Source organism: Serinicoccus sp. CNJ-927 (assembly GCF_001942435.1).
Lineage (GTDB): Bacteria > Actinomycetota > Actinomycetes > Actinomycetales > Dermatophilaceae > Ornithinicoccus > Ornithinicoccus marinus.
Window position 1 is genome coordinate 79,963 of sequence record NZ_MKKF01000002.1, and the last position, 24,330, is coordinate 104,292.

A 24,330-nucleotide genomic window follows, 5' to 3' on the forward strand; every position below is an offset into this window, starting at 1 on the left:
GGGTCCTTTCGCAGTGGTCAGTCGAGGTCGGACCGCCAGCCCGAGGCCAGCAGGGCCAGGGCGCGGTCCAGGTGGTCATGGAAGGCGGCGGTGTCCGCCTCGGTGAGGGGGGCCGGGCGGGCCGGGTCGTCGGCCCAGGCCTCCTCGGCCGCCTGGAAGCAGCTCATCACCGCCGAGGAGAGGGTGGCGACGAAGAGCGGGTCGGCGCCGGGCAGCAGGTCGTGCAGCTGCTCGCGCAGCCACCCCGCCATGTCCGCCCAGACGGTGCGCTCCAGCAGCATCTGCCCGTCGGTGCCCTGCTCGTGGCAGTTGAGGTCGGACAGCCAGCCGATGAAGTCCGGCGGGATCTCGCGGGCCTGCACGAGGCGGCGCAGCGCGGCCAGCGGGTCGACCCGGATCTGCTGCGGGTCCAGGCTCGAGATCATGCCGGCGGCGTGCTCGGCGAAGACGGCGCTCAGTGCCGCGGCGATGCTCCCGAAGTAGTTGAAGAAGGTGCGCCGGGAGATGCCCGCCCGCTCGGCGACCTGGTCGACCGTGACCTCCTCGGCGGGAAGCTGGGCGACCAGCTCGCGCAGCGAGCCGAGGATGGCCTCACGGGTCCGCGCCTTGTTGAGCTCGCGCCGTCCGACGGGGGGTGCCTCGGTCATGCCGACGAGCATACGACGCAACATGCACACCGTGCAAACTTGCACGACGTGCACCACTGGGCGTCCCCCTCGACCGGCCGTCGCTCGGTGGGGAGTCAGGCAACCACAGGCGGCGCTCGGTGGGGGTCAGGCCACCACAGGCGGCGCTCGGTCAGAGCGGGGCCGGGTCGGTGAGGTCCGGCTCGGGGTCGGTCTCGGTGCTCGGCCGCCCTCGTCCGGCCTGGCGGCTCGCGCGCCGCTCGCGCCGGGCCCGCCGCACCTGCCGCACCATGTCGGTGGACAGCACGACGAGGGCGAGCCAGACCAGCGCGAAGCCCACCCAGCGCGACGCCGGGACGGTCTCCCCGAGCAGGAGCACCCCGCACAGCAGCTGCAGGAACGGGGTGAGGAACTGCAGCAGACCGACGGTGGAGAGCGGCACCCGGCTCGCGGCGGCCGCGAAGAGCAGCAGGGGCACCGCGGTGGCGACCCCGGTCGTCATGAGCAGACCGGTGTGCACCGCGCCGTGGCCGCCCCACGTGGTCGCGTCCTCCCGGGCGAGCCAGAGCAGGATGACCACCGCGACCGGGAGGATGGCCAACGTCTCGCCCACGAGGGAGCGTAGCGCGCTCAGCGAGACCCCGAGCCGGTTCTTCAGCAGGCTGTAGAGGGCGAACGAGCACGCCAGCGCGAGGCTGATCCACGGCGGCGAGCCGTAGTCGATCGTCAGGTAGACCGCGGCGACGACGCCGATGCCCACGGCGATCCACTGCAGCCGGCGCAGCCGCTCCCGCAGGATCACCACCCCGAGCGCGACCGTCACGAGCGGGTTGAGGAAGTAGCCGAGGGCGGCCTCGGTGACGTGCCCGGAGAGCACGGCATACGTGTAGATGCCCCAGTTCGTGGCGATCAGCCCACCGGCCAGCGCGACGCCGAGCAGCCGCCTCGGGGTGCGTGCCAGCGCGACCATCCACCGCAGGTCGCGCCGGACGAGCAGGATGAGCCCGCAGAGCACGAGCGTCCACACGATGCGGTGGGCGACGATCTCCCACGGCCCGGCCGGGCGGAGGGTCGCGAAGTAGAGCGGGAAGATGCCCCAGAGGAGATAGGCGAGGAAGCCGTATGCCGTGCCGCGCTGCTGGCGCACGGCCTGCTCGTCGGTCACTCCTGGGGGCCCTCGAAGACCTCGTCGGCCTCGTCGGCGAGCGCCTCACCGGCGGCCGGGATCGGCCCCTCGGTGGTCTCGCCCTCCAGCGTCTGCTCGACCTCCCCGGGGCGGGTGCCGTCCACCGTCCAGGTGTCGCGGCCGCGCAGCAGGGTGTCGAGCGAGCCCTCGTCGCGTGCGCTCCCCGCGGTCGCCGACGCCACCTGCTCGCGCACCCCGTCGTCGTAGGTCGGCCGGTCGACCTGCCGGAAGATGCCCATCGGCACCGTCTGCATGCTCGGGTCGTCGAGCCGGGAGAGGGCGAAGGCGGGCGTCGGGTCCGGGTCGGTGGGGTCGTGCACGACGACGGTATGCCCGTCCGGCACCGCGGCCTCGGGCACCACGTGCAGGTGCCCGCCCGGGTCCCGCGCGACGACCCTCGCCTCCTCGCTGCCCTCGGCACCGATCCGCACCGGCTCACCGGCGCGCAGGTGAGCCACCCGGCCGGTGGCCTCGTCGCGGTCCTTGAGCAGCTGGAAGGCGCCGTCGTTGAAGATCGGGCAGTTCTGGTAGATCTCCACCAGCGAGGTGCCGCGGTGCGCCGCCGCGGCCCGCAGCACCTCGGTGAGGTGCGCCCGGTCGGAGTCCATCGTGCGGGCCACGAAGGTCGCCTCCGAGCCGAGCGCGAGCGAGACCGGGTTGAAGGGGTGGTCCACCGACCCGGCGGGCGTCGACTTGGTCACGGCGCCGACGTCCGAGGTGGGGGAGTACTGCCCCTTGGTCAGCCCGTAGATCTTGTTGTTGAACAGCAGGATCGTGAGGTTGACGTTGCGTCGCATCGCGTGGATGAGGTGGTTGCCGCCGATGGACAGCGCGTCACCGTCCCCGGTCACGACCCAGACCGACAGGTCCTCCCGCGCGGTCGCGAGCCCGGTCGCGATGGCGGGGGCACGTCCGTGGATGGAGTGCATGCCGTAGGTGTCGAGGTAGTAGGGGAACCGGCTGGAGCAGCCGATGCCGGAGACGAAGACGATGTTCTCCCGGCGCAGCCCGAGGTCGGGCAGGAAGCCCTGCACGGCCGCGAGCACGGCGTAGTCGCCGCAGCCGGGGCACCAGCGCACCTCCTGGTCGGAGGTGAAGTCCTTCTTCGTCTGCCGCTCGCCCGCGTCGAGGGTGGGCACCCCCGCGGTCCCGGCGGTCGGCATACCGAGGTCGATGCTCATGCGCGCACCTCCTGTCCCTGGACCTCCATGAGGTTCTCGTGGATCACCTGCGCGAGCTCACCGGCGGTGAACGGCAGCCCCCGGACGGCGGTGTGGCTGCGCACGTCGACGAGGTAGCGCCCCCGCAGCAGCAGCGCGAGCTGACCGAGGTTCATCTCCGGCAGCACGACCCGGTCGTAGCGGCGCAGGACGTCGCCGAGGTCGGCGGGCAGCGGGTTGAGGTGGCGCAGGTGGGCGCGGGCGATCTTGGCCCCGGTCGCGCGGACCAGGCGCGTGGCAGCGGCGATGGGGCCGTAGGTCGAGCCCCAGCCGAGCACGAGCACCCGGGCCTCGCCGCTGGGGTCGTCGACCTCCAGCGGGGGCAGGGAGTCGGCGATCCTCGCGATCTTGTCGGCCCGCAGCCGGACCATCCGGTCGTGGTTGGCCGGGTCGTAGGAGATGTTGCCGGTGACGTCGGCCTTCTCGATGCCGCCGATCCGGTGCTCCAGGCCGGGCGTGCCCGGGACCGCCCACGGCCGGGCCAGGGTCTCGGGGTCGCGCAGGTAGGGGTGGAAGACCGGCTCGCCCGCGTCGTCCGTGGCGTTCGGCTCGGTGGTGTGCCGGACGGTCAGGTCGGGCAGGTCCGCGGCGGTGGGGATCTGCCAGGGCTCGGAGCCGTTGCCGAGGTAGCCGTCGGAGAGCAGGATCACCGGGGTGCGGTAGGTCGTGGCGATCCGCACCGCCTCGAGCGCGGCGTCGAAGCAGTCGGTCGGCGACTGCGCCGCGACGACCGCGACGGGCGACTCGCCGTTGCGCCCGTGCAGGGCCTGGAGCAGGTCGGCCTGCTCGGTCTTGGTCGGCAGCCCGGTCGAGGGGCCGCCGCGCTGGATGTCGATGACGAGCAGCGGCAGCTCGGTCGCCACCGCGAGCCCGATCGTCTCGCTCTTGAGGGCCAGGCCCGGGCCGGAGGTGGTCGTGACCCCCAGCGAACCGCCGAAGCTGGCCCCGAGCGCCATGCCGACGGCCGCGATCTCGTCCTCGGCCTGCAGCGTGGTGACGCCGTGCGCCTTGAGCGCGGACAGCTGGTGCAGGACGTCGGAGGCCGGGGTGATGGGGTAGGACCCCAGGACCAGCGGGAGCCCGGTCCGGTATGCCGACGACACGAGCCCGAGCGCCAGCGCCTGGTTGCCGGTGATGGTCCGGTAGGTGCCGGGCGTCATGGGGGCGGGCGCCACCTGGTAGCGGACCGCGAAGTCCTCCGTCGTCTCGCCGTAGGCGTGCCCGGTCCGCAGCGCCGTGAGGTTGGCGTCGAGAATCTCCGGGGCGCCGGAGAACTTCGCGCGCAGGAAGGCCTCGGTGGACTCGGTGTCGCGGGAGTAGAGCCAGGAGAGCAGGCCCAGGGCCAGCATGTTCTTGGCCCGCTCCTTCTCCTTGCGGGTGAGACCCTCGACATCGGCGAGTGCCTCGACCGTCATCGAGGTGAGCGGCAGCGCGTGCACGTGATAGCCGGCGTCGGTGAGGGAGTCGTCGTCCAGGGGGCTCGCGGCATACCCCACCTTGGCGAGGTTGCGCCTGCTGAACTCGTCGGAGTTGGCGATGACCGTGGCCCCGCGCGGCAGGTCCGGAAGGTTGGCCTTCAGCGCGGCCGGGTTCATCGCGACCAGCACGTCCGGGGCGTCGCCCGGCGTGGCGATCTCGTGGTCGGCGAAGTGCACCTGGAAGGAGCTGACCCCCGGCAGCGTGCCCTGGGGCGCGCGGATCTCCGCGGGGAAGTTCGGCAGCGTCGACAGGTCGTTGCCCAGGGCCGCGGTGTCGGAGGTGAAGCGGTCGCCGGTGAGCTGCATCCCGTCGCCGGAGTCCCCGGCGAAGCGGATGACGACCCGCTCGAGCTGGTGGAGGGGAGTAGAAGACATGTCAATAGACAAGGCTACTCTCCCCTAAACGCTGGTCTGGACGCCGTCGGGGACGGCGCAGTGCCCAGCGCGCTCAGCCGTGCCGGACGCAGGTGGTCGCCCAGGGGCGGGCCTGCAGCCGGCCCTCCGGGATGGGCTCGCCGCAGACGATGCACCGGCCGTAGCTGCCGTCGTCGAGCGCCGCGAGCGCGGCGCGCACCTGGGTCAGCAGCGCCTGCAGGTTGTCGTGCGCGGTGACCGCGGTGAGCCGGTCGACAGCCATCGCCGTGCCGTCCCCGACCCGCTTGCCGAAGGATATGCTGCCCTGGTCCTGCACCGGGGCGGCCAGCTGGTCCATCTGGGCGACCAGCTCGGCCTCCTTGGCCTCCAGCTGCGCCCGCGTCTGCTCGTGCATCGGCCCAGCATCGCACGCGGCCGACCGGCGACGGGCTCAGAGCACGTCGTCGGTGGTGCCGAAGCTGCGGTAGTTGAGGTAGGAGCGACGCAACCGCAGCGCGTGCCGCAGCGCGGGGCTGAGCGGGCTGAGCGGCAGGTCGTAGGCGGGGAACCAGTAGCGGTCCGCGCCGAACTTGAGCTTCATCTTGTAGACGCCGAAGGAGTGCTTGCTCTCGTCCAGCAGCCGGGGAATGCCCCACAGGTCGAGGGTGGCGTAGCCGTGCTCGTGCGCGTCCTTGATCGAGGCCCAGTAGAAGGCGTCGGGCGCTTGGCGTCCTTGCGCTTCTCGCCCTCCAGCGGGGGCCGGTCGTCGCGCACCGAGCCGCCGTAGAGGTAGCAGGTGGTGTCGCCGAGCGCGATGAAGAAGCCGCCGGCCAGGGCGCGCCCCTCGTGCCGGGAGAGCACGAGGTATGCCTCACCGCCGTCCTGGTCGGCCTCCCGCCGCAGCGCCTCGTAGTAGGGGCGCGGGAAGGCGCCCAGGCTGGAGCGCTCGTTGGTCGCGGTGAAGATCTCCCAGAAGTCCTCGAAGCTGTCGTCGCGTCCGGCCTCGACCCCCATCCGATCCGCGGTGCGGACGTTGCGCCGGGCCATCTTGTGCAGCCCGGCGAAGATCGTGTCCGGGTCGGGGGTGGTGTCGATGAGGATCGTGTGCTCGGGCTGCTCGGTCTTCGCGCGGCGGAAGGGCCCGTGCCGGTCCGGGATGCGTGCCTGCTCCTGCGCGAGATCCTCCTGGGTGGCGCTGTGGCCGGCGAAGATCGGGTGCGGCGGCTCGATGGTGAGGTAGTGGTCGGTGCGGCGGGCGACGTGCTTGACGGCCGCGGCCACGTCGGGCAGCAGGTCGAGGTCGGTCAGGGCCGGGCCGCGCGGGGCATACAGGGTGCTGACGCCGGGGACGAGCCGCTTGCGCAGCAGCTGGAGCGCGCCCACGACCTGGCCGCCGCGTCGGACGAGGTAGCGTACCGGCTCCTGGCCGAGCTCCTTGCGCGCCTCGCCGTAGCCCCAGCCCTGGAGCGGGCTGGTGATCGGCATCTCGGCCACGGCGGCCGTGAAGGAGGCGCGGTCGTCGGCGGGTTCCAGGGTCACCGTCATGCCGACAGGGTAGCCCTCGGAGCGAGGCCGTCCGGCCAGGCCGAGCCGGGCCGCTGGCACACTGACCGGCATGTCCGGATCGGTGGTGGACGAGGGTCCTGCGACGGTGCTGGGGTGGGAGCACCTCACGGCCCCTGACCTGGGTGGACGCACGGTGGTGGTGACCGGGGCGAGCGACGGCATCGGCCGCGAGGTGGCGCTGCACCTGGCGCGGTGGGGCGCCCGGCTGGTCCTGCCGGTCCGCACCCGGGGCAAGGGCGAGGTGGTCCGGCGGCGGCTGCTCCGCGAGACCCGCGCCACCGGGCCGGACCCGGTGCGGCTGGTCGATCGACCTGGACGACATGCACTCCCGTCGGACCCGGTGGACCCTGCCCCGGGCCTACTCCCGCGCCAAGCTCACCGCGATGCTGTGGGGCCTCGACCTCGGCTCCCGCATGCCCTCCGGCACCGACCTGCAGCTCGCGCACCCGGGCTGGGTGGTCACCAACCTGCAGAACGCCAGCGGCAGCGCGCTGCTCGACCGCGCGGTCACGGCCGCCAGCAGGCCGCTGGCGATGACCGCGACCCAGGGCGCGGCCGCCGTCCTGCTCGCGCTGCCCCAGCCGCTGCCGCCGGGGTCCTACGTCGGGCCGGACGGGTGGCAGCACCTGCGCGGCCGCCCGACGCTGATCCCCCGGTCACCTGCCGCGCTGGATCGTGATCTCGCGGCAGGCACCGTCGCGTGGATGCGGCGCGAGGTCGGTCTGGACACCTGAGGCCGAGGTCGTCAGCGGGCGGCGCGATAGGCGGCGAGGGCCTCCTCGACCCGGCCCTGCTCGATCGCGGCGACCAGCCCGGCGACGGCATCCTCGACCTGGTCGTACATCGCGACGAAGGCCTCGCGGGACTGGCCCCACGGATCCGGGACGTCGCGGACCCCTGTCTCCTCCACGTCGCTCGCGAAGGCCCCGAGCCGCGCGACCTTGGCCGCGTCCTCGGGAGTCCGCGCGAGCGCGAGCAGGTCCTCCTCGTTGGAGGAGTCCATCGCCAGGACGAGGTCGGCGGTGTCGAAGTCGGCGGCGTCGAACTGCGCGCCGCGGCTGGTGAAGGCATACCCCCGGCTCTCGCCCTCGGCGCTCGACTGCGGGTGCGGGCGCTCACCGACGTGGTAGTCCGCGGTCCCGGCGGAGCTGACGGTGACGTCGTCGAGCCCGGCCTCCTCGAGCCGGGCGGTCAGGACCGCCTCGGCGGCAGGGGAGCGGCAGATGTTGCCCAGGCAGACGGTCATGAGGTGCATGCCCTCACTCTCTCACCGGCCCTGGCCTGCGAGGGTGGGGTGATGAGCGAGACCTTCACCAAGACCCGCGCCGGGGCGCCGCCGCTGTTCTTCGACCGCGAGGCGATGGGGCTGCGGGCGCTCGCCGCCGCGGGGGCGCGGGTGCCCGCCGTGCGGGAGGTGTCCGACGAGGGCATCACGATCGACCGGGTCGAGGCGGGCGGTCACCGCACCGCCGCCTCGGAGGAGGCCTTCGGGCGCGAGCTGGCCGCGCTGCACCGGACCACGGGTGAGCGCTACGGCGCGCTCGACGGCGAGCCCAGGGCCTACCTCGGCGACTGCCCGGTGGACCTCACCCCGTCCGACACCTTCGCCGAGTCCTGGCTCGAGCGCCGGGTGGTCCCGCTGGCACGGGAGTGCGTGGAGCGTGGGCAGTTCGACCCCAGCAGCCTCGCGGACGCGGAGCGGCTCAGCGCCGCGCACCTGGGCCCGGTCGAACCGCCCACCCTCGTGCACGGCGACCTGTGGGCGGGCAACCGGCTGGTCGACCGGCGCGGCCACAGCTGGCTCATCGACCCCTGCGCCCACCACGCCCACCGGGAGGTCGACCTGGCGATGATGCAGCTCTTCGGCGGCTTCAGTGGGCGAGTTTTCGCGGCCTACGCCGAGGACCTGCCGCTGGCCGACGGGTGGGAACAGCGGGTTCCGGTGTTCCAGACCGTCCCGCTCCTCGTGCACGTCCTCCTCTTCGGCGGTGGGTATGCCGTGCAGGCCGCCGAGGCGCTGCGCGCGGCGGCGTGCTGAGATAGGAGCAGGCGACCAGGGAGGTGCGTGATGCGGCGGACGCTCGGTGCCGTGCTCGCGGGCGCCCTCCTCGTGCCCACAGCATCCTGCACCCGGGAGTACGACGACGACATGGCTGCGAGGACCACCCCGCCGCTCGTCGTGCAGACCGCTGCGCCGCCGGAGCCCGCCGCCACCTCGACGTCCCCGCCTGACCCCGCCCTCGCCAGGCAGGCCGCCGAGCCGGTCGACCCGGCGGAGGGCATCGCCGACGCGGAGCTCCTGGAGCAGACCGAGTGGGTCCTGGGGCTGCTGGAGGAGGGTGCCCGTGGGCCGGCCGCCGAGGAGTCGGTGCAGCGCTTCGCGCCGACCTTCCTGGAGCAGGCCTCGGTGCTCCAGCTCGGTGCGATCTTCGCCGGGCTGCGCGGCGCGGCCCCCTACACCGTCACCGCGTCCGGGCAGAGCGACGGCGTCGGGCGCACCGCGACGCTGACCCTGCACGCCGCCGAGCAGCCGCTCGTCATGACCCTCGGGCTCGACGACGAGGGGCGGATCAGCACCCTGCTCTTCCAGCCGGACACCTCCGGCGAGCCGCCCGAGATCGACTCGTGGGCCGACCTCGACACCGCCCTGGCCGAACTCGGCGGGGTGAGCCAGGTGGTGGTCGGCTACGTCGGCAACGGCGACTGCGAGGTCAAGCACACCACCGCCGGCCTCGACCCCGCTGACGCCGCCTACCCCACCGGCTCGGTCGTCAAGCTGCTGGTGCTCGCGGCGGTGGCCGATGCCGTCATCGAGGGGGAGCTCGCCTGGGAGGACGAGCTGACGATCATCCCGGAGGTGAAGAGCCTGCCCTCCGGCGTCCTGCAGGACCGTGAGGACGGATCGACGGTCACCGTTCGCGAGGCCGCCGAGCTGATGATCTCGATCAGCGACAACACCGCCACCGACCTGCTCATCGAGGCCGTCGGCCAGCGCGCCCTGCGCGAGAGCGCCCTCACCGCCGGGATCGACCCGACGCGCATCATGCCGGTGCCCACGACCCGGCAGCTCTTCCAGCTCGGGTGGCAGGTGGACAGCGAGGTGCGGGACCGCTGGTCCGAGGCGCAGGTCCCCGAGCGCCGGGAGGCGATCCTGGCCGACCTGCCCGAGGAGCTGGACCTCGCACCGGGGTCGGTGACCGAGCCCGTCTGGGAGAGCGGGGCCGACTGGTTCCTCACCGGCGCCGAGGTCTGCGGGCTGCACGCCCGGCTGCAGCTGCAGGCCAGGACCGAGCAGGCCGGGCCGGTGCGCGACATCCTCGCCGTCAACCCCGGCCTCACCCCGCCAGAGGGCGTCGCCTACCAGGCCTTCAAGGGCGGCTCCGTGCCGGGCGTGCTGGCGCTCTCGTTCTATCTAGAGACCTCCGAGCCCTACGGCGACCCCGACGCCTTCCCGCCCGAGGGGGTCGTGCTCGTCGTCCTCACCGCCAGCGGCGAGCCCGTCGACCAGCTCCGGGCGATCACGATCGTCAAGGCCGGCCTCCAGCACCTGGCGCAGGGTCCCGGCTAGTCTGACGGCGATGTCCGACTACCTCGTCGTCGTGCTGGTCACGCTCCTGGGCGTGGCCCTGGTCGCGACCGCCTTCGGCGCCCGGCGGCTGCTGGCGCCGAGCGACCCGACCCCGGCCAAGGTCACGACATACGAGTCCGGCGTCGACCCCGTCGGCAGCGGCTGGGAGCAGGGCAGCGTCCGCTACCTCGTGTATGCCCTGCTCTACGTCGTCTTCGCCGTCGACGCGGTCTACCTCTTCCCCTGGGCGCTGGTGATCCGCACCGACCTCGGCCTCGCCAGCATGGTCGAGATGGCGATCTTCATCGGCGTCCTCGTCGTGGCACTGCTGCACGTGTGGCGGCGCGGGTTGCTGCGGTGGTGGTGAGGTGAGCGAGCCCAGGCCCGGGAGCGGGCAGACCACCAGCCTGCCGACGCCGCGCGTCGGCGCGCCGGTCGAGAAGGCGCCCCGCGCGGTCCAGGTCGTCCTCAACTGGGGCCGGAGGTACTCCCTCTGGGTCTTCAACTTCGGCCTCGCGTGCTGCGCGATCGAGTTCATCAGCGCCTCGATGGCGCGCCACGACTTCATCCGGCTGGGCGTCATCCCCTTCGCCCCCGGGCCGCGACAGTCCGACCTCATGGTCGTCTCGGGCACCGTGACGGACAAGATGGCGCCGGTCATCCGGCGGCTCTACGACCAGATGCCCGAGCCGAAGTACGTCATCTCCTTCGGTGCGTGCTCCAACTCCGGCGGCCCCTACTGGGACAGCTACTCGGTGACCAAGGGGGTCGACCAGCTCATCCCGGTGGACGTCTACGTGCCCGGCTGCCCGCCGCGCCCGGAGGCGCTGCTGCACGGCATCGTCACCCTGCAGGAGCAGATCGCCGCCGAGACACCGGGACGGGCGCGGGCGCGCCACGGCGGGCGGTATGCCGACCGTCCGGTCACCGCGGCCGAGGTCACCCGCGCCTCGTCGCCCCACCGGAGCAGGCTTGAGTCCGCGTCGTCGGTGCGAGCACCGCCGCAGGACGCGCTCTACGGTGGGTCCATGACGCTCGGCGACCCGGCGCACGCCGCTCCCTCGGTGACGGAGCGTCGCGTGCCGCCGGAGGAGTGGTACGACGCGGTGCGCGCCGCACGCGAGGAGGGGTATGCCTTCTTCGACTGGCTGTCCGCGGTCGACGAGACCGACGCCGAGGTGGCGCAGGACGAGGCCGCGGAGCGCTCCGAGGGCAGAGAGGCAGGGGCTGCGCCGGATGACGGTGCCGACCCCGAGGCGCCGCTCGCGCCGGGGTGGAGGTCCTGGCGCACCTCCTCGACGTCCGGGGCGCGGGTCGCGGCGGGCTCCGGCGGCTGCTGCTGCGCACCCGGCTTCCCGAGGGCGGGACCCTCGCCTCGGTCACGGACCTCTTCGCCGGCGCCGCGTGGCACGAGCGGGAGACGCACGAGATGTTCGGGGTCGGCTTCACCGGCTTCGAGGACGGCACCGGCCTCGGGCTGCGTCCGCTGCTGCTGCCGGAGGGCTTCGAGGGGACCCCGCTGCGCAAGGACTTCGTGCTGGGGGCGCGTGCCTCCAAGCCGTGGCCGGGCGCCAAGGAGCCGGGGGAGGGCTCGGGCGAGGGGGCAGGACCGGCGTCAGCGGCGGCACGGCCGCGGCGACCACGCAAGCGGCTGCTCCCGCCCGGGGTGCCGGACCCGTCCTGGGGGCCGCGGCCGGACTGAGCTGCCGCCCGAAGCGACCTACCCGCCCCCCGCGCCTGCCGCAGCCGTTGCAGGTCGTCGTCGAGGAAGCGACCGAGCACGGAGACCTCCTGGTCGACGTAGCCCAGCCCGGCGTAGAAGCGCCGGACAGCGTCGTTCTCCGCGCGGATCATGAGCATGACCTTGGGGATGCCCTGGTCCTCGATCCACCGCTCCGCCGCCGCGACCAGCGCCCGCCCGACCCCGGCGCCGCGACGCTCGGCGTCGACCGCCAGGTAGTAGAGCCACCCGCGGTGCCCCTCGTGGCCCACCATGACCGTGCCGAGCAGGGTGTCGGTCTCCAGCGCCCCCAGCACCGCGGAGGCCGGTCCCTGCACCGCGGTCCTGAAGTCGGCGCGCGGGTCGTTCCAGGGTCGGGTGAGACCACCCTGCTCCCAGAGGCGGGCCGCGGCATCGGCGTGGTCGAGGGTGAGGGGGCGGATCTGCATACCCCCATCGTGCCCGGGTCAGTGCTGGACCGTGATGTCCCCGGTGCCGGTGCGCACGCCGACGCGCAGGAAGTCCTCGTCCTCGCCCGGGGCGCCGACGCCCTCGACGTCCCGCCGGACCTGGCCGAGCCCGCTGGACAGGTCGAGCCACACGGGTATGCCCCGGCGCACCCGCACCCGGACGTCGCCGGTCCCGGTGCGCACCGACAGCTCTCCCCGGGAGTGCGCGACGTCGACGTCGCCGCTGCCGGTCGTGAGGGTGGTGTCCTGCGCCGTCCGGGCGAGGGTCAGGTCGCCGCTGCCCGAGCGCACCTCCAGGGACTCCGGCCCGGTGGCCTCGTCGAGCACGACGTCGCCGGACCCGGTGGTGAGCGAGCCGGCGCGGAGCTGGCCGATGCGGACGTCGCCGGAGCCGGTCGACGCGCTCAGCATGCCGACCTCCTCGAGCGACAGGTCTCCCGAGCCGGAGCGGACCGTGGCCGCACCGCCGAGGCCCTGGAGGACGATGTCGCCGTTCTTCGTGCTGGTCTTCAGCTCGGTCCTCGGGGGGAGGTGCACCTCGACGTGCACCGCCTCGTGGCCGGTGCCGAAGGAGAAGGAGCCGATCGACACCGAGAAGCCCCGGCCCGGGCCCTCCGGGTCGACGAGCGCGGGCACGTCGACGAGCACCCGACCTCGTTGCGCGACCGCCGTCACGGGGCCGAAGTCCACCGGGCGGGCGCAGCTCAGGGTGATCTCGGCCGACCCCTCCGATGCGTCGAAGACGACGGCGATGTCCCCGCGGTGGTTCTTGACCTCCACGTGGACGAGGTCGTCCTCGGTGAAGCTGTAGGTGCTGGTGCTCTGTGCCGTGGTGCTCATGGTGTCCTCTCAGGCCCAGCCGGTGACCCGGCGGGGAGTCGGTGTGGCGCTGCTGCGGATGGCGGCGTCGAGGTCTGCGGCGGCGCCCTGGACGGGGGAGTCGGTCGCCCGGCGCAGCGTCTGCACGACCCAGGTGTTGAGCGAGGTCTCCGCCTGCTCGGCCCGGGCCTCGGCCCGACGCTTCAGCGTCTCGGGCAGCCGGACGGTGAGGCGCGCGGTGCCACGACCCTTGTCGTCGTCGTCCTCTTCGTCGTCGGCGCCGCGGACGCCGCGCTCCGGGTCGTCGGCCTCTGCGGGGGAGGGCAGCTGCCGGACCTCCAGCGCGGGGTCTCGGCCGTCCATGCGGAGGGTGACGACCGCGTCGTCCAGCTCGGCGGTGATCGCGGCGGCGGCGTCGGAGAGCGCCTGCACCAGTGCGAGCCGCACCGCGGGCTCGATCGAGGGGACGAGGCGCCGCACCACCTCGCGGGTGGGTTCGTCGGCGAGCGCGGTCGAGCGGGCCAGGTCTCCGGACACGGCCTCGAGGTAGGGCGACAGATCCATGACGGCATAGTGACATCACTATGACGTCACCATCAACCGATCTGACGTCATGCCCGGACGCCCGCGCGTGCTGCGTCAACCACCCCGCGCACTCTGCGCGCAGACCCCGCGGTCGGTCTGCACGTACGGGGCGGTCAGCCCTGCGGTGCGGCTCCCGCAGGTCGTGGGTGCCAGTCGTTAGGGTGAGCGCGATGCTCGCCGAACTCCCGTGGGCCCTCGAGGCCGGGCTGAAGGCCGCCTGCGTGCTGGCGGCCTTCCTCGTGCTGCCCCTGGCGGTCGGCCAGCTCGAGCACAAGCTCATGGGCCACATGCAGGGACGGCTCGGGCCGATGGAGGCCGGTCCGCACGGCATCGGCCAGCTCGTGGCCGACGGCATCAAGTTCGCCCAGAAGGAGGACGTCGTGCCCGCGGCCGCGGACCGTCCCGTCTTCCGGCTGGCGCCCGCGGTGGCCCTCATCCCCTACCTCGTGGCGCTCGCCGCGATCCCGCTCGCCGCCACCTGGGTCGCCGTCGACGTCCCCGCCAGCCTGCTCCTCGTGCTGGCGGTGACCAGCGTCGGCGTCATCGGCACGCTCATGGCCGGGTGGGGCTCGGGCAACAAGTACTCCCTGCTCGGGGGCCTGCGCGCCGGCGCGCAGCTGGTGTCCTACGAGCTGCCGCTGGTGCTGGCGGCGGCCAGCGTGGCCATGGCCGCCGGGACCCTCTCCCTCACCGGGATCGTCCAGGAGTGGTCCTGGTGGTGGATCGCCTGGCAGCTGCCGGCCGCCGTGGTCTTCCTCGCCGCGAGCGTCGCCGAGCTGCAGCGCACCCCGTTCGACGCGCCGGTCGCCGACTCCGAGATCGTCTTCGGCCCGCTGACCGAGTACACCGGGCTGCGCTTCGCCTTCTTCCTGCTCGCCGAGTATGCCGGCATCGTCGTCATGGCACTGCTGTTCACCGTGCTCTTCCTCGGCGGGTGGCGCGGACCCTGGGGCGACATCGGCGCCGTCGGCGCCTGTGGACGCTGCTCAAGGCGACGGGGGTCGCGGTCCTCGTCCTCTGGCTGCGCGTCGCCTGGCCGCGGGTGCGCGAGGACCAGCTGCAGCGCCTGGCCTGGCTCGTGCTGCTGCCGCTCGCGCTCCTGCAGCTGGCGATCACCGGCGTCGGCGTGGTGGTCCTCGCATGAGGGGCGTCACGGGTCTGCTGCGGGGGCTGGCGACGACCGGGCGCACCGCGGCCCGGCGCGCGCACACGGCGCAGTACCCGCATACCGAGCCCGAGCTGCCCGAGCGCAGCCGCGGCGTCATCGCGCTGCTCGAGGACAACTGCACGTCGTGCATGCTCTGCGCCCGCGAGTGCCCGGACTGGTGCATCACGATCGACTCGCACAAGCAGACCCTGCCCGCGGAGACCGAGGGGGGTCGCGAGCGCTCGCACAACGTGCTCGACCGCTTCGACATCGACTTCTCGCTGTGCATGTACTGCGGCATCTGCATCGAGGTATGCCCCTTCGACGCCCTCTTCTGGGCGCCGGACTTCGCCTACGCCGAAGGCGACATCCGCAACCTGCTGCACGACAAGGAGCGGCTCGGCACCTTCATGGACACGGTGCCCGACAGCGCGCTGCCCGCTGCGGAGGACGGGCCGTGAGCGGTCTGGACGTCCTCTTCTGCGCCGTCGGGCTGGTGACCGCCGGCGCCGCCCTGCTGGCGGTGTCCTCGCGGCAGGTGCTGCACGCCGCCCTGTGGCTCGTGGTGACGCTCGGCGGCCTGGCCGGGTGCTACCTCGTGCTGGGGGCCGAGCTGGTCGCCCTGGTCCAGCTGCTGGTCTACGTCGGTGCCGTCGTCGTGCTCGTGCTCTTCGCCCTCATGCTCACCCGCTCCGGCGGCGTGCCGGTCGTGACGTCGGTGCCGCAGCGGGTGGCCGCGGGGCTGGTCGGCGGCGGCACGACGGTCGTGCTCGGCGGGGCGTTGCTCTCCGCCTTCGGGTGGGGCAGCGTGCCGGTCGACGGTGCCGGCAACGAGGCGGTGGCCGCCACGATCTTCGGCACCGACGTCTGGCCGTTCGAGCTGCTCTCGGTCCTGCTGCTCACGGCACTGGTCGCGGCGGTGGCGGTGGCCCGCGCCCCGGTCGGCGGCCAGGACGACCCCAGCCAGCGGCCGGACGCGCCGCCCGAGGTCGAGGCCGTGCGGGGGGAGGACGCGTGATCCGCCCCGCGCTGCCCTACCTGCTCGTCGCCCTCCTCGCCGGCCTCGGGGCCTACGGCATCCTCGCCCGGCGGCACGCCGTCCTCGTGCTCGTCGGGGTCGAGCTGCTGCTCGGCGCGGCGGGCCTGCTGCTGGTGACGGTCGCCCAGACCGGCGCGGCGGGCGACCCGGGAGCCGCGGTGCTGACCCTCTTCGTCATCACGATCGCGGCGGCCGAGGTGGTGGTCGCGCTCGCGGTCCTGCTCGCGCTCTTCCGCGCCCGCGGGCACGTCGACCTGCACGCGCAGCTCGACGGTCCCGACCCCGGGGAGGTGGGGGAGCGTGCCTGAGCTGCCCGACCTGCCCTGGTCCGAGCTGCAGCTGCCCGACATACCGCTGCCGGAGCTGCCGATGCCGGACCTCTGGGGTTCGCCCGCGCACTGGGCGGTCCTGGCGACGCTGCTCGCCGCGCTCGCCGGGCTCGGGCTGACCGGACGCTCCAACCGGCTCGCCGCCTGGGTCGGGGTCGGCGGCTCCTTCGTGGCCGTCGTGGCGACGACGTGGCAGCTCTACACGCTCACCCGGATCGAGGGCGCGCAGCGCGACGTCGGGACGATCGGAGCGCTGCGGCTCGGTGACCTCGAGGCGCCGCTGCGCCTCCTGGTGACGTGGCCGACGGCGCTGGTCGCGGCGACGGTCGCCGCCGTGGCCCTCGTCGTCCAGGGGTATGCCCGGTGGTACCTCTGGTACGACCCCCGCTACCGACCGTTCGCGGCGACCGTGTCGCTCTTCACGGCGGCAATGCTGCTGCTCGTCCACTCCGACGACCTGCTGCTGACGCTCGTGGGCTGGGAGGTGATGGGCTGGTGCTCCTACCTGCTCATCGGGCACCAGTCGACGCGCTCGGCCTCGGCGCGCGCCGCGAGCAAGGCGCTGCTGGTGACCCGCACGGCCGACATCGGCTTCGTCCTCGGCCTGGTCGTGCTCGCCGCCGGTGCCGGGACCACCCGCACGACCGAGGTGGTGCAGCACTGGGCCGAGGTCGCCACCTCGCCCACGCTCACGGCGGCGCTGTGCCTGCTTGTCCTCGGCGTCGCCGGCAAGTCGGCGCTCTTCCCCTTCCAGGACTGGCTGCCGGACGCCATGGAGGGACCGACGCCGGCCTCCGCGCTCATCCACGCGGCGACGATGGTGGCCGCCGGCACCGTGGTGCTGACCCAGCTCTTCGGGCTGCTCGTCCTCTCCGGCCCCGCGCGCATGCTGCTCGCGGTGCTGGCGTGCGTGACCATGATCGGCGCCGCCGTCCTCGCCTTCGCGCAGGGCGATCTCAAACGGCTCCTGGCCTGGTCCACCGTCAGCCAGGTCGCGCTCATGCTCGCCGTGCTCGCGGCCGCCACCCCGGCCACCGGCCCGGACGCGGCGCTGCAGCACCTCGTCGCGCACGCGTGGTTCAAGGCGTTGCTCTTCCTCACCACCGGCTGGCTGGGCGTCCTGGTCGGCGGCACCGCCATGGCCCTGGTCGCCTCCGGTGCCCGGCGCTACCGGGTCCTGCGGCACCGGTTCGGCTGGGGCCTGCTCGCCCTCGCCGGGGTGCCGCCTTTCGTCGGCTTCTTCTCCAAGGAGCTCATTCTCGGCACCGCGGAGGCCGGCACGAGCCCGGGTGCGGCCGGAGGTCTGGTCTCCGTGCTTGTCCTGGCCTCGGTCGGGGCGAGCGCGCCGCTCACGGCGGCCTACTGCATGCGCGCCTGGCTGGTGCTGAGCCGACCGACGGCGGTGCAGGGCCTGGCGCAGACCTACCACCCCGGCCCGGTGCAGCGAATCGACGACTTCTTCGACGAGCCGCAGGTGCTGCAGGAGGCCGAGGGGGTGGAGCGGGCCGAGGCGGCGATCAGCTCCTCCGCCCGCATGGGCACTTCCTTCCTCATGATCATGACCCTGCTCGGCGGGCTGGTCGCGCTGCTGCCGGTCTGGGGGCCGCAGGTCGCGCTCGACCTGCAGCTCACCGCGGCGACGCTGCTGCTCATGCTGGTGAGCGCGCTGCTCGTCCGGCTCGCGGCGGGGGGCGTGCGCACCCGCGACGCGGCAGCACGCATACCGGGCGCGGCCAGCCTCGCCGCCGAGCGCGGCCTGCACGCCGACGCCGCCTACCGCGTGCTCGTCGCCATGCCGGTGCTCGCCCTGGCGCGGGGCGTCGCGTGGTTCGACGACCAGGTCCTCGACGCCTGGGTCCGGGGCCTGGGGGCCGGCGCGCGACCGCTCGGCCGGGTCGGTGACCTCACCAGCCCGCGGCGGGCGACGGCGGGCCTGGCGCTGGTGCTGGCCGGGATGCTGCTGCTGGCGGCGATCGGGGTGGTGACGGCGTGACCGGGACGCTGAGCCGGGTGCGGGACGACGTCCTCGCCCTGGTGCCCGACCTGGGCGCCTGGTGGTATGCCCTCGCGCTCGCCCCGCTCCTCCTCGCCGCCGTGATGCTGCTCGTGGTGGGCCGCTGGCCCGAGCAGCCCGGGCATCGCGCGGTGCACCGCAGCTCGGTGGCGGCGGCGCTGGTCAGCGCCCTCGGCGTGGCCGGGGTCGCGCTGGACCGCCCCGTCGTCGAGGTGAGCTGGATCCCGAGCCTCGGCGTGTGGTTCACCCTCCGGCCGGACGGGCTGTCCGTGCCGCTGCTGCTGCTGACGGCGGTGGTGGGCGTCGTGGCCACGGCGCTCCACCTGCACCCGGCCCGGGAGGCCCGCACTGTCGCGGTCGACCTCGAGGACAGCGACCCCACCTCGCCCATCCCGGTGGTGCGCGGGGTCGACGTGCCGGGCCTGGCGAGCTACCACGCCTGCCTGCTGCTGGTGCTCCTGGGGGCGCTGCTGGCGTTCCTCGCCGGGGACGCCCTGCTCTTCTTCGTCGGCTTCGAGCTGGTGCTCGTGCCCATGTGGTTGCTGGTGGCCCGGCACGGCGACCCCGGGAGCGACCGGGACGGCGCCGCGCTGCGCTTCCTGCTGGTGACCGTCGTCGGCTCCTCGCTGGTGCTGCTCGGCATCCTCGCGCTCGCCACGGCGCTGGGCACCACCGACCTCCAGGTGTGGGCGGCGCAGGGGGGCGCCACCCTGGGTCGCGGCTCGCAGCTCGCGATCGCCGCAACTCTGCTCGTGGGGCTCGCGCTCAAGGTCCCCGTCTTCCCGCTGCACACCTGGCTGCCGTGGGTGCACGCCACGGCCCCCACCGCCGGCTCGGTGCTCCTCGCGGCGGTCCTGCTCAAGCTCGGCACCTACGGCATGGTGCGGCTGGTCGTGCCGGTGGTGCCCGAGGGCTTCGCCGCCTGGTCGCCGCTGCTGGCCGGGCTCGCGGTCGCCGGCATCGTCTGGGCCTCGCTCATCTGTCTCGTCGAGCGCGACCTCAAACGGCTCATCGCCTGGTCCTCGGTGGCGCACCTGGGCTTCGTCGTCCTCGGGATCGCCTCCGGGACGCAGGCCGGGCTGCAGGCGGCGCTCTTCGGCAACGTCGCGCACGGCCTGGTCTCGGCCCTGCTCTTCGTCGTCGTCGGCGGGCTCAAGCACCGGTGGGGCAGCGCGGACCTGACCCTCCGGCACGCCGCGCTGCGCGAGGTCACGCCGCACCTCGGGCTGGCGCTGATGGTCGGTATGGCGGCCTCCAGCGGGCTGCCCGGGCTGGCGGTCTTCTGGGGTGAGATCGGCGGTCTGCTGGCGGCGTGGTCGCCGGCGCCGGACCGGCCGGAGGGCTGGTTCCGGGCCTTCGCGGTGGTCGGCGCGGTCGGTGGTGCGCTGGCCGTCGCCTACACCGTCCGGGTGCTGCGCGAGGTGTGGTTCGGCGACCGGGTCGAGCCGCGCATCCCCGACGCCGTCCGGACCGAGCGGACCGCCCTGCGCCTGCTGGGCGTGCTGGTGCTGCTGCTCGGCCTGCTGCCGACGGTGCTGCTGTCGGTGACGGCGCCCTTCGTCGAGGGGGTGCTCGCGCGATGACGTTGCAGCTCGACCTGCTGGCGCTGCTGCCGGTGCTCGCGCCCGTGGTGGCCGCGGTGCTGGTGCTCGTGCTGGACGTGACGCTCCCGGCACGGCGGACACCGCACCTCTACCTCGGCGGCGCCGGCCTGCTGGCCGGTGCGGCTGCGGCGGTGCCCGGCCTCCTGCTCCCTCCCGGGGACCGCCGCGGAGCGCTGTGCCTGCCGGACGGCTGGTGCGCCTACGCCGCCGATGACCTCGTCTCTGCGCTCCAGCTGGCGGCGCTGCTGGCCGCACTGGTCGTCCTGGTGCTGGCCTGGCCCGACTGGTCGGCGCCGGGCCGCGACGGCGGGCCGGAGCCGACGGGTCGTGCGCCCGTGGTGCTCGCGCTGCTGCTGGCAGCGACCGCCGGGGTGGTCGCGGTGCCCGCGGCGGGCGACCTCGGCTCGCTGCTGGTCTCCCTCGAGCTGGCCACGCTGCCCACGGTCGTGCTCGTGGCGCTCGTGCGCACCACCTGGGCGGCGCCCCGTCGCGCGCGGGCCGTGGACGGCGCGGTCGCGCTGCTGACGACCTCGCTGGTCTCGTTCGGGCTGCTCGCGCTGGGTGCGGCCTTCTGGGCCGCGGCGACCGGCAGCACCCGCTTCACCGGCATACCCTCGGCGCCGCACCCCGAGCTGCTCGTGCTGGCCGCGGTGCTGCTCGTGGCAGGCCTGGCGTTCAAGGTGTCCGCCGTGCCCTTCCACGCGTGGACGCCGATCACGTATGCCGCGGCGCCGCTGCCGGTGACGGCCTACCTGGCCACGGTGTCGAAGGTGGCTGCCCTCGGCGGTCTCGTGGTCGTGGTCCGTGCGCTCGGTGAGGTCGAGGGGACCACCCTGGTCGCGATCGCGCTGCTGGCGGCGGCGTCGATGACGGTGGGCAACCTCGTGGCGCTGGTGCAGCAGGACGCGGTGCGGCTGCTCGCCTGGTCCACCGTGGCACAAGCCGGCTGGGTGCTGCTGCCGCTGGCCTCGCTGTCGGCGCGGGCCGCCAGCGCCGCAGGGTCCTACCTCGTGGTCTACCTCACGGCCACGCTGCTGGCCTTCGTGGTCGTGGCAGCCGTCGCCGGACTGGTCCGGGACAGCGCCTCCGACGGGACGCAGGGCGCGTCGCCCGCAGCGGGGTCCACGACGCTCCAGCTGCACCGCGGTCTCCTCCGGGACCGGCCGCTGCTCGCGGTGCCGCTCGGGCTGGCCCTGCTGGCGCTGGCCGGCCTGCCACCGGCGATCGCGGGTCTCATCGCCAAGGTGGTGGCGCTGCGCCCGGTCCTGGGCGACGAGACGTGGTGGCTGGCGGTCGTCGCGGCGGTCAACATCGCCCTCGGCATCACGGTCTACCTGCGCTGGCTGGTCGTGCTCGCCGCCCAGGGGGGCCGGTCGGCCCGCCGGCCTGTCCGCGCGCGGGCGAGCCGGGGGAGCGCGCCGGGCGACGAGACCGGGGACGAGCCGGAGGCGCAGCAGAGCGGGGACGAGCCTGCGGCGCAGCAGACGGGCGGGGCGCCCGGCCCCGATGTCCCGGTCCGGCTGTGGGTGCTCGTCGGTCTGCTCACCGCCGCCCTCGTGGTCGGCAGCATCGCCCCGATCGGCATCGTCTGATCTCCGGGGCCTGCCCCGGTGCACCGAGTGGCCCAGTGGTGCGCCCGATCAGGCCTGGTATGCCGACCGAAGTGGGCCACTGGGTACGTCCCCGGTCACCCAGGCCGGCGTGGCTGCTCGAGATCAGCGGGGCGGGCCGTCAGGGCAAGGCTGGTGTGCAGCGTCGCGCGGCGCTCGACGAAGCCCCAGCGCCCGTCGAGAAGCTGGAGCACGTCGTCGTAGGTCCCGGCCGACTGCAGCCACTCACCGGACGCGAGCTGGGTCAGGGTGTCGGTGTCGACCCGAGCCACGGCCCGCGTGCTGCCCGCCGTCAGATCCACCGAGAGGTTGGCCGTCCAGTGCGCCATGAAGGGCTGGGTCTCCCACTGCCGCTGGATGGCGGCGCCGATCTGGTCCCGCCCGGTGAACCTGGCGCTGCCGACGTCCCAGACGGCGTCCTCGTGCCACACGGAGAGGAAGAGGTCGAGGTCGCGCTTGTCTGCGCCGTGGCTGTAGTCCGCGACGAGGCGCCGGACCTCCTGCAGCCCTTCGAGCCGTGCGAGACGTGCCTCGAGGTCGTGGGTGTGAGTCATCGTTCCATCCTGCCTGCGCGGACCGACAGGGAATACCTCGGGAACACCGGCACGACGCCCGGTCGTTGACCTGACATGCACAAGCACTACAACGGGCTGAAGACGACCTTCCTCTTCGGCGCCATCTGGGCCATCTTCCTGGGGATGGGTGCGCTCCTCGGCGGCAGCTGGATCTGGATCTTCGCCCTGTTCGGTCTCGTGACGACGTTCTACAGCTACTGGAACTCGGACAAGCTGGCGATCCGCGCCATGCGGGCCCAGCCGGTCACCCGGGAGCAGCAGCCGCAGATGTACCGCATCGTCGAGGAGCTGTCCCAGCAGGCGGGCAAGCCCATGCCCCGGCTCTACGTCAGCCCGACCGCCGCGCCCAACGCCTTCGCGACCGGGCGCAACCCGCAGAACTCCGCGGTCTGCTGCACCGAGGGCATCCTGCACCTGCTCGACGAGCGCGAGCTGCGCGGTGTCCTCGGGCACGAGCTCATGCACGTCTACAACCGCGACATCCTCACCAGCTCGGTCGCGGCCGGCATCGCCGGTGTCATCACCTCGGTGGCGCAGCTCGCCTTCTTCTTCGGCGGCAGCCGCGACAACGGTGGCAACCCGCTGGCCATGCTCGCGATGGCGCTGCTCGCTCCCTTCGCCGCGACCGTCGTGCAGCTCGCCATCAGCCGCACCCGGGAGTACGACGCCGACGAGGACGGCGCCCAGCTCACCGGTGACCCGCTCGCGCTCGCCTCCGCGCTGCGCAAGCTCGAGGCCGGGACGCAGCAGGCGCCGCTCGCGCCCGAGCGGCAGGTCGTCAACGCCAGCCACATGATGATCGCCAATCCGTTCCGGGCCCGCGACGTCACCAAGATGTTCGCCACGCACCCGCCGATGGGTCAGCGGATCGCCCGCCTGGAGCAGATGGCCCAGTCCGGTCAGCCGGGCATCGAGCGTCTCTGACCCGCCCCCTAGCCGGGCGTGCTCAGGCGCCGGAGCCCCGCACCGGTCAGGTATGCCCGCGCCCGCCGGTGCTCGGTGCCGGCCGGGCTCGCCCCTGACGGCGCGGGCCGGGGGACGGTCGCCGCGGATGCTCGCCACCATGTCGACCGCCCGCCGGGTGGCTCGCACGTCGTGGGCGCGGAAGACCGTGGTGCCCAGCCAGGCGGCGACGGCGGTGGCCGCGAGCGTCCCCTCCAGCCGGTCGTCGGCCTCCAGGTCGAGGGTCTCGCCGACGAAGTCCTTGCGCGACAGCGCCTGCAGCACCGGGTAGCCCAGGGCCGCGACGTCGGCGGTGTGCCGCAGCGTCGTGAGTGAGGTGTTTCAGCGTTAATGTCCGCTTCGGGCGGTCGGATCAAACCACATCCGGGTCTTCTGGATTGGGTTGATTCTTCCTCTGGTCTCGGTGGTAGGCAAGTCGCTGCCGGGCGGCCTGGGCCAGGCCCTGCCGGCGGGCGGTGCGGATGGCCTCGCCGCGGCCGGTGTGCTCGTCCAGGGGCGTGACGTAGCCGATGCCGGAGTGCAACCGGGAGCCGTTGTACTCCGCCCGGACGACCTCGAGCTCGGCGCGCAGCACGGCGGGGTCGGTGATGACGTTCAGGTGGGGCCACTCGGCCTTGAGGGTGCCGTTGAGGGATTCGATCCAGGCCTGGTCGGTCGGGGTGGAGGGCCGGCCGAAGTGCTGAGCGATCGCGACCATGGCCATGAACTTGCGGGTGTGGCCGGCGATCATCTGCGAGCCGTTGTCGCTGACCGCGAGCAGGATCGGGGTCGCCTCGTCCTCTCCGTCCAGACCCAGTGCCCGGTCCAGGGCCTCGGCCCGGTCCAGCGCCGCCTCCAGGAGCCCCTCGGCGTCCAGGGCCTGCTCGAAGGCGAGGCGGACCTGGGTGTGTGTTTCCTGCGCGGAGACGACGTGGGTGAGCCACTTGCGCGAGACGAGGTCCTCGATGATGAGCACGGCCATCCCGGCTCGCGGGAAGTGGGTGCTGTCGTAGATCCAGATCGAGTTCGGGGTGTACGTGGCCCAGTCCGGGAACGGCCGTCGTTCACCCCGTGGCGGGCGTGGCGGGTGACGAAACCGCAGGTCGTGATCGTTCAGGACGCGTCGGACCGTGGACGGGGAGGCCCAGAACAGGTCCTCGTAGGAGCCGCGGTGGGCCAGGCGCCGGTGGGAGAAGTCCTTCACCCCGAACGTCTCGAACGCGGACACGATCGCCTCGATCTCCGCCGGGGTCAGCGCGTTCAGCGACGCACCGGGGCGGGCATCGACCAGCGTGGTCCCGGTGTCCTTGCGGCGGGTCCACCGGCGGGCGCGGCGCTCCTCCAAGCCGAGGACGGCGCAGGCCTTGACCAGCGGCCACCCCTGTGCCAGGGCGTGCTCGAGAGCGTTCAGCAGGACAGTCTTGGTGGCCGCGTCGACGCGGGCCGGAACGGGGGCCATGGGCATCAGTCCAGCCCCC

24 protein-coding genes and 4 pseudogenes are annotated in these 24,330 nt (G+C 73.5%); 14 read left to right on the forward strand and 14 right to left on the reverse strand.

The window, feature by feature from the left end; all coding sequences use genetic code 11:
- Positions 1-17 precede the first annotated feature (17 nt).
- From BJF86_RS00895 to BJF86_RS00920, 7 genes are all read right to left on the reverse strand, one after another.
- Positions 18-647: a TetR/AcrR family transcriptional regulator gene (locus BJF86_RS00895; protein ID WP_158068339.1), complete on the reverse strand. Its 630-nt coding sequence runs from the start codon at positions 645-647 to the stop codon at positions 18-20.
- Positions 648-798: 151 nt separating this feature from the next.
- Positions 799-1,791 (reverse strand): EamA family transporter RarD, encoded by a 993-nt coding sequence (rarD, locus tag BJF86_RS00900; protein WP_075816593.1) that lies wholly within the window; start codon positions 1,789-1,791, stop codon positions 799-801.
- The gene (locus tag BJF86_RS00905; RefSeq protein WP_075816594.1) at positions 1,788-2,993 is read right to left on the reverse strand and encodes a 2-oxoacid:ferredoxin oxidoreductase subunit beta; all 1,206 of its coding nucleotides are present in this window, start codon (positions 2,991-2,993) and stop codon (positions 1,788-1,790) included. The genes rarD and BJF86_RS00905 overlap by 4 nt, the downstream gene beginning before the upstream one ends.
- Entirely contained in the window at positions 2,990-4,885 is a 1,896-nt protein-coding gene (locus tag BJF86_RS00910; RefSeq protein ID WP_075816595.1) for a 2-oxoacid:acceptor oxidoreductase subunit alpha, read from the reverse strand. Before BJF86_RS00910 ends, BJF86_RS00905 begins: the two co-directional genes overlap by 4 nt.
- Positions 4,886-4,958: 73 nt before the next feature.
- Positions 4,959-5,279 (reverse strand): TraR/DksA family transcriptional regulator, encoded by a 321-nt coding sequence (locus BJF86_RS00915; RefSeq protein WP_075816596.1) that lies wholly within the window; start codon positions 5,277-5,279, stop codon positions 4,959-4,961.
- A gap of 36 nt (positions 5,280-5,315) precedes the next feature.
- Positions 5,316-5,465, reverse strand: a complete 150-nt coding sequence (locus BJF86_RS18235) for a hypothetical protein (RefSeq protein WP_202817227.1) — start codon at positions 5,463-5,465, stop codon at positions 5,316-5,318.
- On the reverse strand, positions 5,462-6,409 hold the full coding sequence (locus BJF86_RS00920; protein WP_202817291.1) for a lipid II:glycine glycyltransferase FemX: 948 nt from the start codon (positions 6,407-6,409) through the stop codon (positions 5,462-5,464). The genes BJF86_RS18235 and BJF86_RS00920 overlap by 4 nt, the downstream gene beginning before the upstream one ends.
- 341 nt (positions 6,410-6,750) lie before the next feature.
- Here BJF86_RS00920 and BJF86_RS18490 point away from each other — a divergent pair, with 341 nt between their 5' ends.
- Entirely contained in the window at positions 6,751-7,164 is a 414-nt protein-coding gene (locus tag BJF86_RS18490; RefSeq protein WP_083652613.1) for a hypothetical protein, read from the forward strand.
- Positions 7,165-7,175: 11 nt separating this feature from the next.
- Here BJF86_RS18490 and BJF86_RS00930 read toward each other — a convergent pair whose 3' ends face one another.
- Positions 7,176-7,685 (reverse strand): low molecular weight protein-tyrosine-phosphatase, encoded by a 510-nt coding sequence (locus tag BJF86_RS00930; RefSeq protein ID WP_075816598.1) that lies wholly within the window; start codon positions 7,683-7,685, stop codon positions 7,176-7,178.
- A 42-nt stretch (positions 7,686-7,727) separates the two neighbouring features.
- Here BJF86_RS00930 and BJF86_RS00935 point away from each other — a divergent pair, with 42 nt between their 5' ends.
- The 5 genes and pseudogenes from BJF86_RS00935 (at position 7,728) to BJF86_RS17210 (ending at position 11,700) form a co-directional block, all read left to right on the forward strand.
- Positions 7,728-8,468: a fructosamine kinase family protein gene (locus tag BJF86_RS00935; RefSeq protein WP_075816615.1), complete on the forward strand. Its 741-nt coding sequence runs from the start codon at positions 7,728-7,730 to the stop codon at positions 8,466-8,468.
- A 30-nt stretch (positions 8,469-8,498) separates the two neighbouring features.
- Positions 8,499-9,998 (forward strand): serine hydrolase, encoded by a 1,500-nt coding sequence (locus tag BJF86_RS00940; RefSeq protein ID WP_075816599.1) that lies wholly within the window; start codon positions 8,499-8,501, stop codon positions 9,996-9,998.
- Between the two features lie 10 nt (positions 9,999-10,008).
- A complete protein-coding gene (locus tag BJF86_RS00945) occupies positions 10,009-10,365 on the forward strand; it encodes an NADH-quinone oxidoreductase subunit A (RefSeq protein WP_075816600.1) in 357 nt (118 codons plus the stop codon).
- A gap of 40 nt (positions 10,366-10,405) precedes the next feature.
- Positions 10,406-10,870: pseudogene (locus BJF86_RS00950) on the forward strand (NADH-quinone oxidoreductase subunit B); the annotation flags it as partial.
- 401 nt (positions 10,871-11,271) lie between these two features.
- Positions 11,272-11,700 (forward strand): NADH-quinone oxidoreductase subunit C, encoded by a 429-nt coding sequence (locus tag BJF86_RS17210; RefSeq protein ID WP_143553619.1) that lies wholly within the window; start codon positions 11,272-11,274, stop codon positions 11,698-11,700.
- 113 nt (positions 11,701-11,813) lie between these two features.
- Here the strand turns inward: BJF86_RS17210 and BJF86_RS17215 are convergent.
- The 3 genes and pseudogenes from BJF86_RS17215 to BJF86_RS00970 all read right to left on the reverse strand — a co-directional run.
- Positions 11,814-12,167: pseudogene (locus tag BJF86_RS17215) on the reverse strand (GNAT family acetyltransferase); the annotation flags it as partial.
- Between the two features lie 18 nt (positions 12,168-12,185).
- Positions 12,186-13,028 (reverse strand): DUF4097 family beta strand repeat-containing protein, encoded by an 843-nt coding sequence (locus BJF86_RS00965; protein ID WP_075816601.1) that lies wholly within the window; start codon positions 13,026-13,028, stop codon positions 12,186-12,188.
- 9 nt (positions 13,029-13,037) lie between these two features.
- Positions 13,038-13,571 carry a toxin-antitoxin system HicB family antitoxin gene (locus BJF86_RS00970; protein WP_075816602.1) on the reverse strand — a complete coding sequence of 178 codons (534 nt, stop codon included), beginning with the start codon at positions 13,569-13,571 and terminating at the stop codon, positions 13,038-13,040.
- A 191-nt stretch (positions 13,572-13,762) separates the two neighbouring features.
- On the opposite strand from BJF86_RS00970, the pseudogene nuoH reads away from it, so the two are divergent.
- The 7 genes and pseudogenes from nuoH (at position 13,763) to BJF86_RS01005 (ending at position 21,317) form a co-directional block, all read left to right on the forward strand.
- Positions 13,763-14,736: pseudogene (gene nuoH, locus BJF86_RS00975) on the forward strand (NADH-quinone oxidoreductase subunit NuoH).
- Positions 14,733-15,200, forward strand: coding sequence for a 4Fe-4S binding protein (locus BJF86_RS00980; RefSeq protein WP_075816603.1), 468 nt, complete (start codon positions 14,733-14,735; stop codon positions 15,198-15,200). The pseudogene nuoH and the gene BJF86_RS00980 overlap by 4 nt, the downstream one beginning before the upstream one ends.
- On the forward strand, positions 15,197-15,757 hold the full coding sequence (locus tag BJF86_RS00985; RefSeq protein WP_075816604.1) for an NADH-quinone oxidoreductase subunit J: 561 nt from the start codon (positions 15,197-15,199) through the stop codon (positions 15,755-15,757). Before BJF86_RS00980 ends, BJF86_RS00985 begins: the two co-directional genes overlap by 4 nt.
- Positions 15,754-16,086: an NADH-quinone oxidoreductase subunit NuoK gene (gene nuoK / locus BJF86_RS00990; RefSeq protein ID WP_075816605.1), complete on the forward strand. Its 333-nt coding sequence runs from the start codon at positions 15,754-15,756 to the stop codon at positions 16,084-16,086. The genes BJF86_RS00985 and nuoK overlap by 4 nt, the downstream gene beginning before the upstream one ends.
- Positions 16,079-18,100 carry an NADH-quinone oxidoreductase subunit L gene (locus tag BJF86_RS00995; protein ID WP_237768021.1) on the forward strand — a complete coding sequence of 674 codons (2,022 nt, stop codon included), beginning with the start codon at positions 16,079-16,081 and terminating at the stop codon, positions 18,098-18,100. Before nuoK ends, BJF86_RS00995 begins: the two co-directional genes overlap by 8 nt.
- Positions 18,097-19,704: a complex I subunit 4 family protein gene (locus BJF86_RS01000; RefSeq protein ID WP_237768022.1), complete on the forward strand. Its 1,608-nt coding sequence runs from the start codon at positions 18,097-18,099 to the stop codon at positions 19,702-19,704. Before BJF86_RS00995 ends, BJF86_RS01000 begins: the two co-directional genes overlap by 4 nt.
- Complete coding sequence (locus tag BJF86_RS01005; protein WP_075816606.1) at positions 19,701-21,317, forward strand: proton-conducting transporter membrane subunit; 1,617 nt, start codon at positions 19,701-19,703, stop codon at positions 21,315-21,317. Before BJF86_RS01000 ends, BJF86_RS01005 begins: the two co-directional genes overlap by 4 nt.
- 95 nt (positions 21,318-21,412) lie before the next feature.
- On the opposite strand, the gene BJF86_RS01010 is transcribed toward BJF86_RS01005, so the two are convergent.
- Positions 21,413-21,889 carry a nuclear transport factor 2 family protein gene (locus BJF86_RS01010; protein ID WP_083652620.1) on the reverse strand — a complete coding sequence of 159 codons (477 nt, stop codon included), beginning with the start codon at positions 21,887-21,889 and terminating at the stop codon, positions 21,413-21,415.
- Between the two features lie 75 nt (positions 21,890-21,964).
- On the opposite strand from BJF86_RS01010, the gene htpX reads away from it, so the two are divergent.
- Positions 21,965-22,834, forward strand: coding sequence for a zinc metalloprotease HtpX (gene htpX / locus BJF86_RS01015; RefSeq protein WP_075816607.1), 870 nt, complete (start codon positions 21,965-21,967; stop codon positions 22,832-22,834).
- Between the two features lie 90 nt (positions 22,835-22,924).
- On the opposite strand, the pseudogene BJF86_RS01020 reads toward htpX, so the two are convergent.
- Together BJF86_RS01020 and BJF86_RS01025 are read right to left on the reverse strand one after the other, a co-directional pair.
- Positions 22,925-23,188, reverse strand: a pseudogene (locus tag BJF86_RS01020) (dihydropteroate synthase); the annotation flags it as partial.
- Positions 23,189-23,225: 37 nt separating this feature from the next.
- A partial coding sequence (locus BJF86_RS01025) for an integrase core domain-containing protein (RefSeq protein ID WP_237768023.1) occupies positions 23,226-24,330 on the reverse strand: 1,105 nt, incomplete at its 5' end.

Bases quoted from the DNA above. Each gene is read 5' to 3' on its own strand.
- BJF86_RS00895 (WP_158068339.1), bottom strand. From the start codon at position 647: ATGACCGAGGCACCCCCCGTCGGACGGCGCGAGCTCAACAAGGCGCGG.
- BJF86_RS00905 (WP_075816594.1), bottom strand. From the start codon at position 2,993: ATGAGCATCGACCTCGGTATGCCGACCGCCGGGACCGCGGGGGTGCCC.
- BJF86_RS00910 (WP_075816595.1), bottom strand. From the start codon at position 4,885: ATGTCTTCTACTCCCCTCCACCAGCTCGAGCGGGTCGTCATCCGCTTC.
- BJF86_RS00915 (WP_075816596.1), bottom strand. From the start codon at position 5,279: ATGCACGAGCAGACGCGGGCGCAGCTGGAGGCCAAGGAGGCCGAGCTG.
- BJF86_RS18235 (WP_202817227.1), bottom strand. From the start codon at position 5,465: ATGAAGCTCAAGTTCGGCGCGGACCGCTACTGGTTCCCCGCCTACGAC.
- BJF86_RS00920 (WP_202817291.1), bottom strand. From the start codon at position 6,409: ATGACGGTGACCCTGGAACCCGCCGACGACCGCGCCTCCTTCACGGCC.
- BJF86_RS18490 (WP_083652613.1), top strand. From the start codon at position 6,751: ATGCACTCCCGTCGGACCCGGTGGACCCTGCCCCGGGCCTACTCCCGC.
- BJF86_RS00930 (WP_075816598.1), bottom strand. From the start codon at position 7,685: ATGCACCTCATGACCGTCTGCCTGGGCAACATCTGCCGCTCCCCTGCC.
- BJF86_RS00935 (WP_075816615.1), top strand. From the start codon at position 7,728: ATGAGCGAGACCTTCACCAAGACCCGCGCCGGGGCGCCGCCGCTGTTC.
- BJF86_RS00940 (WP_075816599.1), top strand. From the start codon at position 8,499: ATGCGGCGGACGCTCGGTGCCGTGCTCGCGGGCGCCCTCCTCGTGCCC.
- BJF86_RS00945 (WP_075816600.1), top strand. From the start codon at position 10,009: ATGTCCGACTACCTCGTCGTCGTGCTGGTCACGCTCCTGGGCGTGGCC.
- BJF86_RS00965 (WP_075816601.1), bottom strand. From the start codon at position 13,028: ATGAGCACCACGGCACAGAGCACCAGCACCTACAGCTTCACCGAGGAC.
- BJF86_RS00970 (WP_075816602.1), bottom strand. From the start codon at position 13,571: ATGGATCTGTCGCCCTACCTCGAGGCCGTGTCCGGAGACCTGGCCCGC.
- BJF86_RS00980 (WP_075816603.1), top strand. From the start codon at position 14,733: ATGAGGGGCGTCACGGGTCTGCTGCGGGGGCTGGCGACGACCGGGCGC.
- BJF86_RS01005 (WP_075816606.1), top strand. From the start codon at position 19,701: ATGACGTTGCAGCTCGACCTGCTGGCGCTGCTGCCGGTGCTCGCGCCC.
- BJF86_RS01010 (WP_083652620.1), bottom strand. From the start codon at position 21,889: ATGACTCACACCCACGACCTCGAGGCACGTCTCGCACGGCTCGAAGGG.
- htpX (WP_075816607.1), top strand. From the start codon at position 21,965: ATGCACAAGCACTACAACGGGCTGAAGACGACCTTCCTCTTCGGCGCC.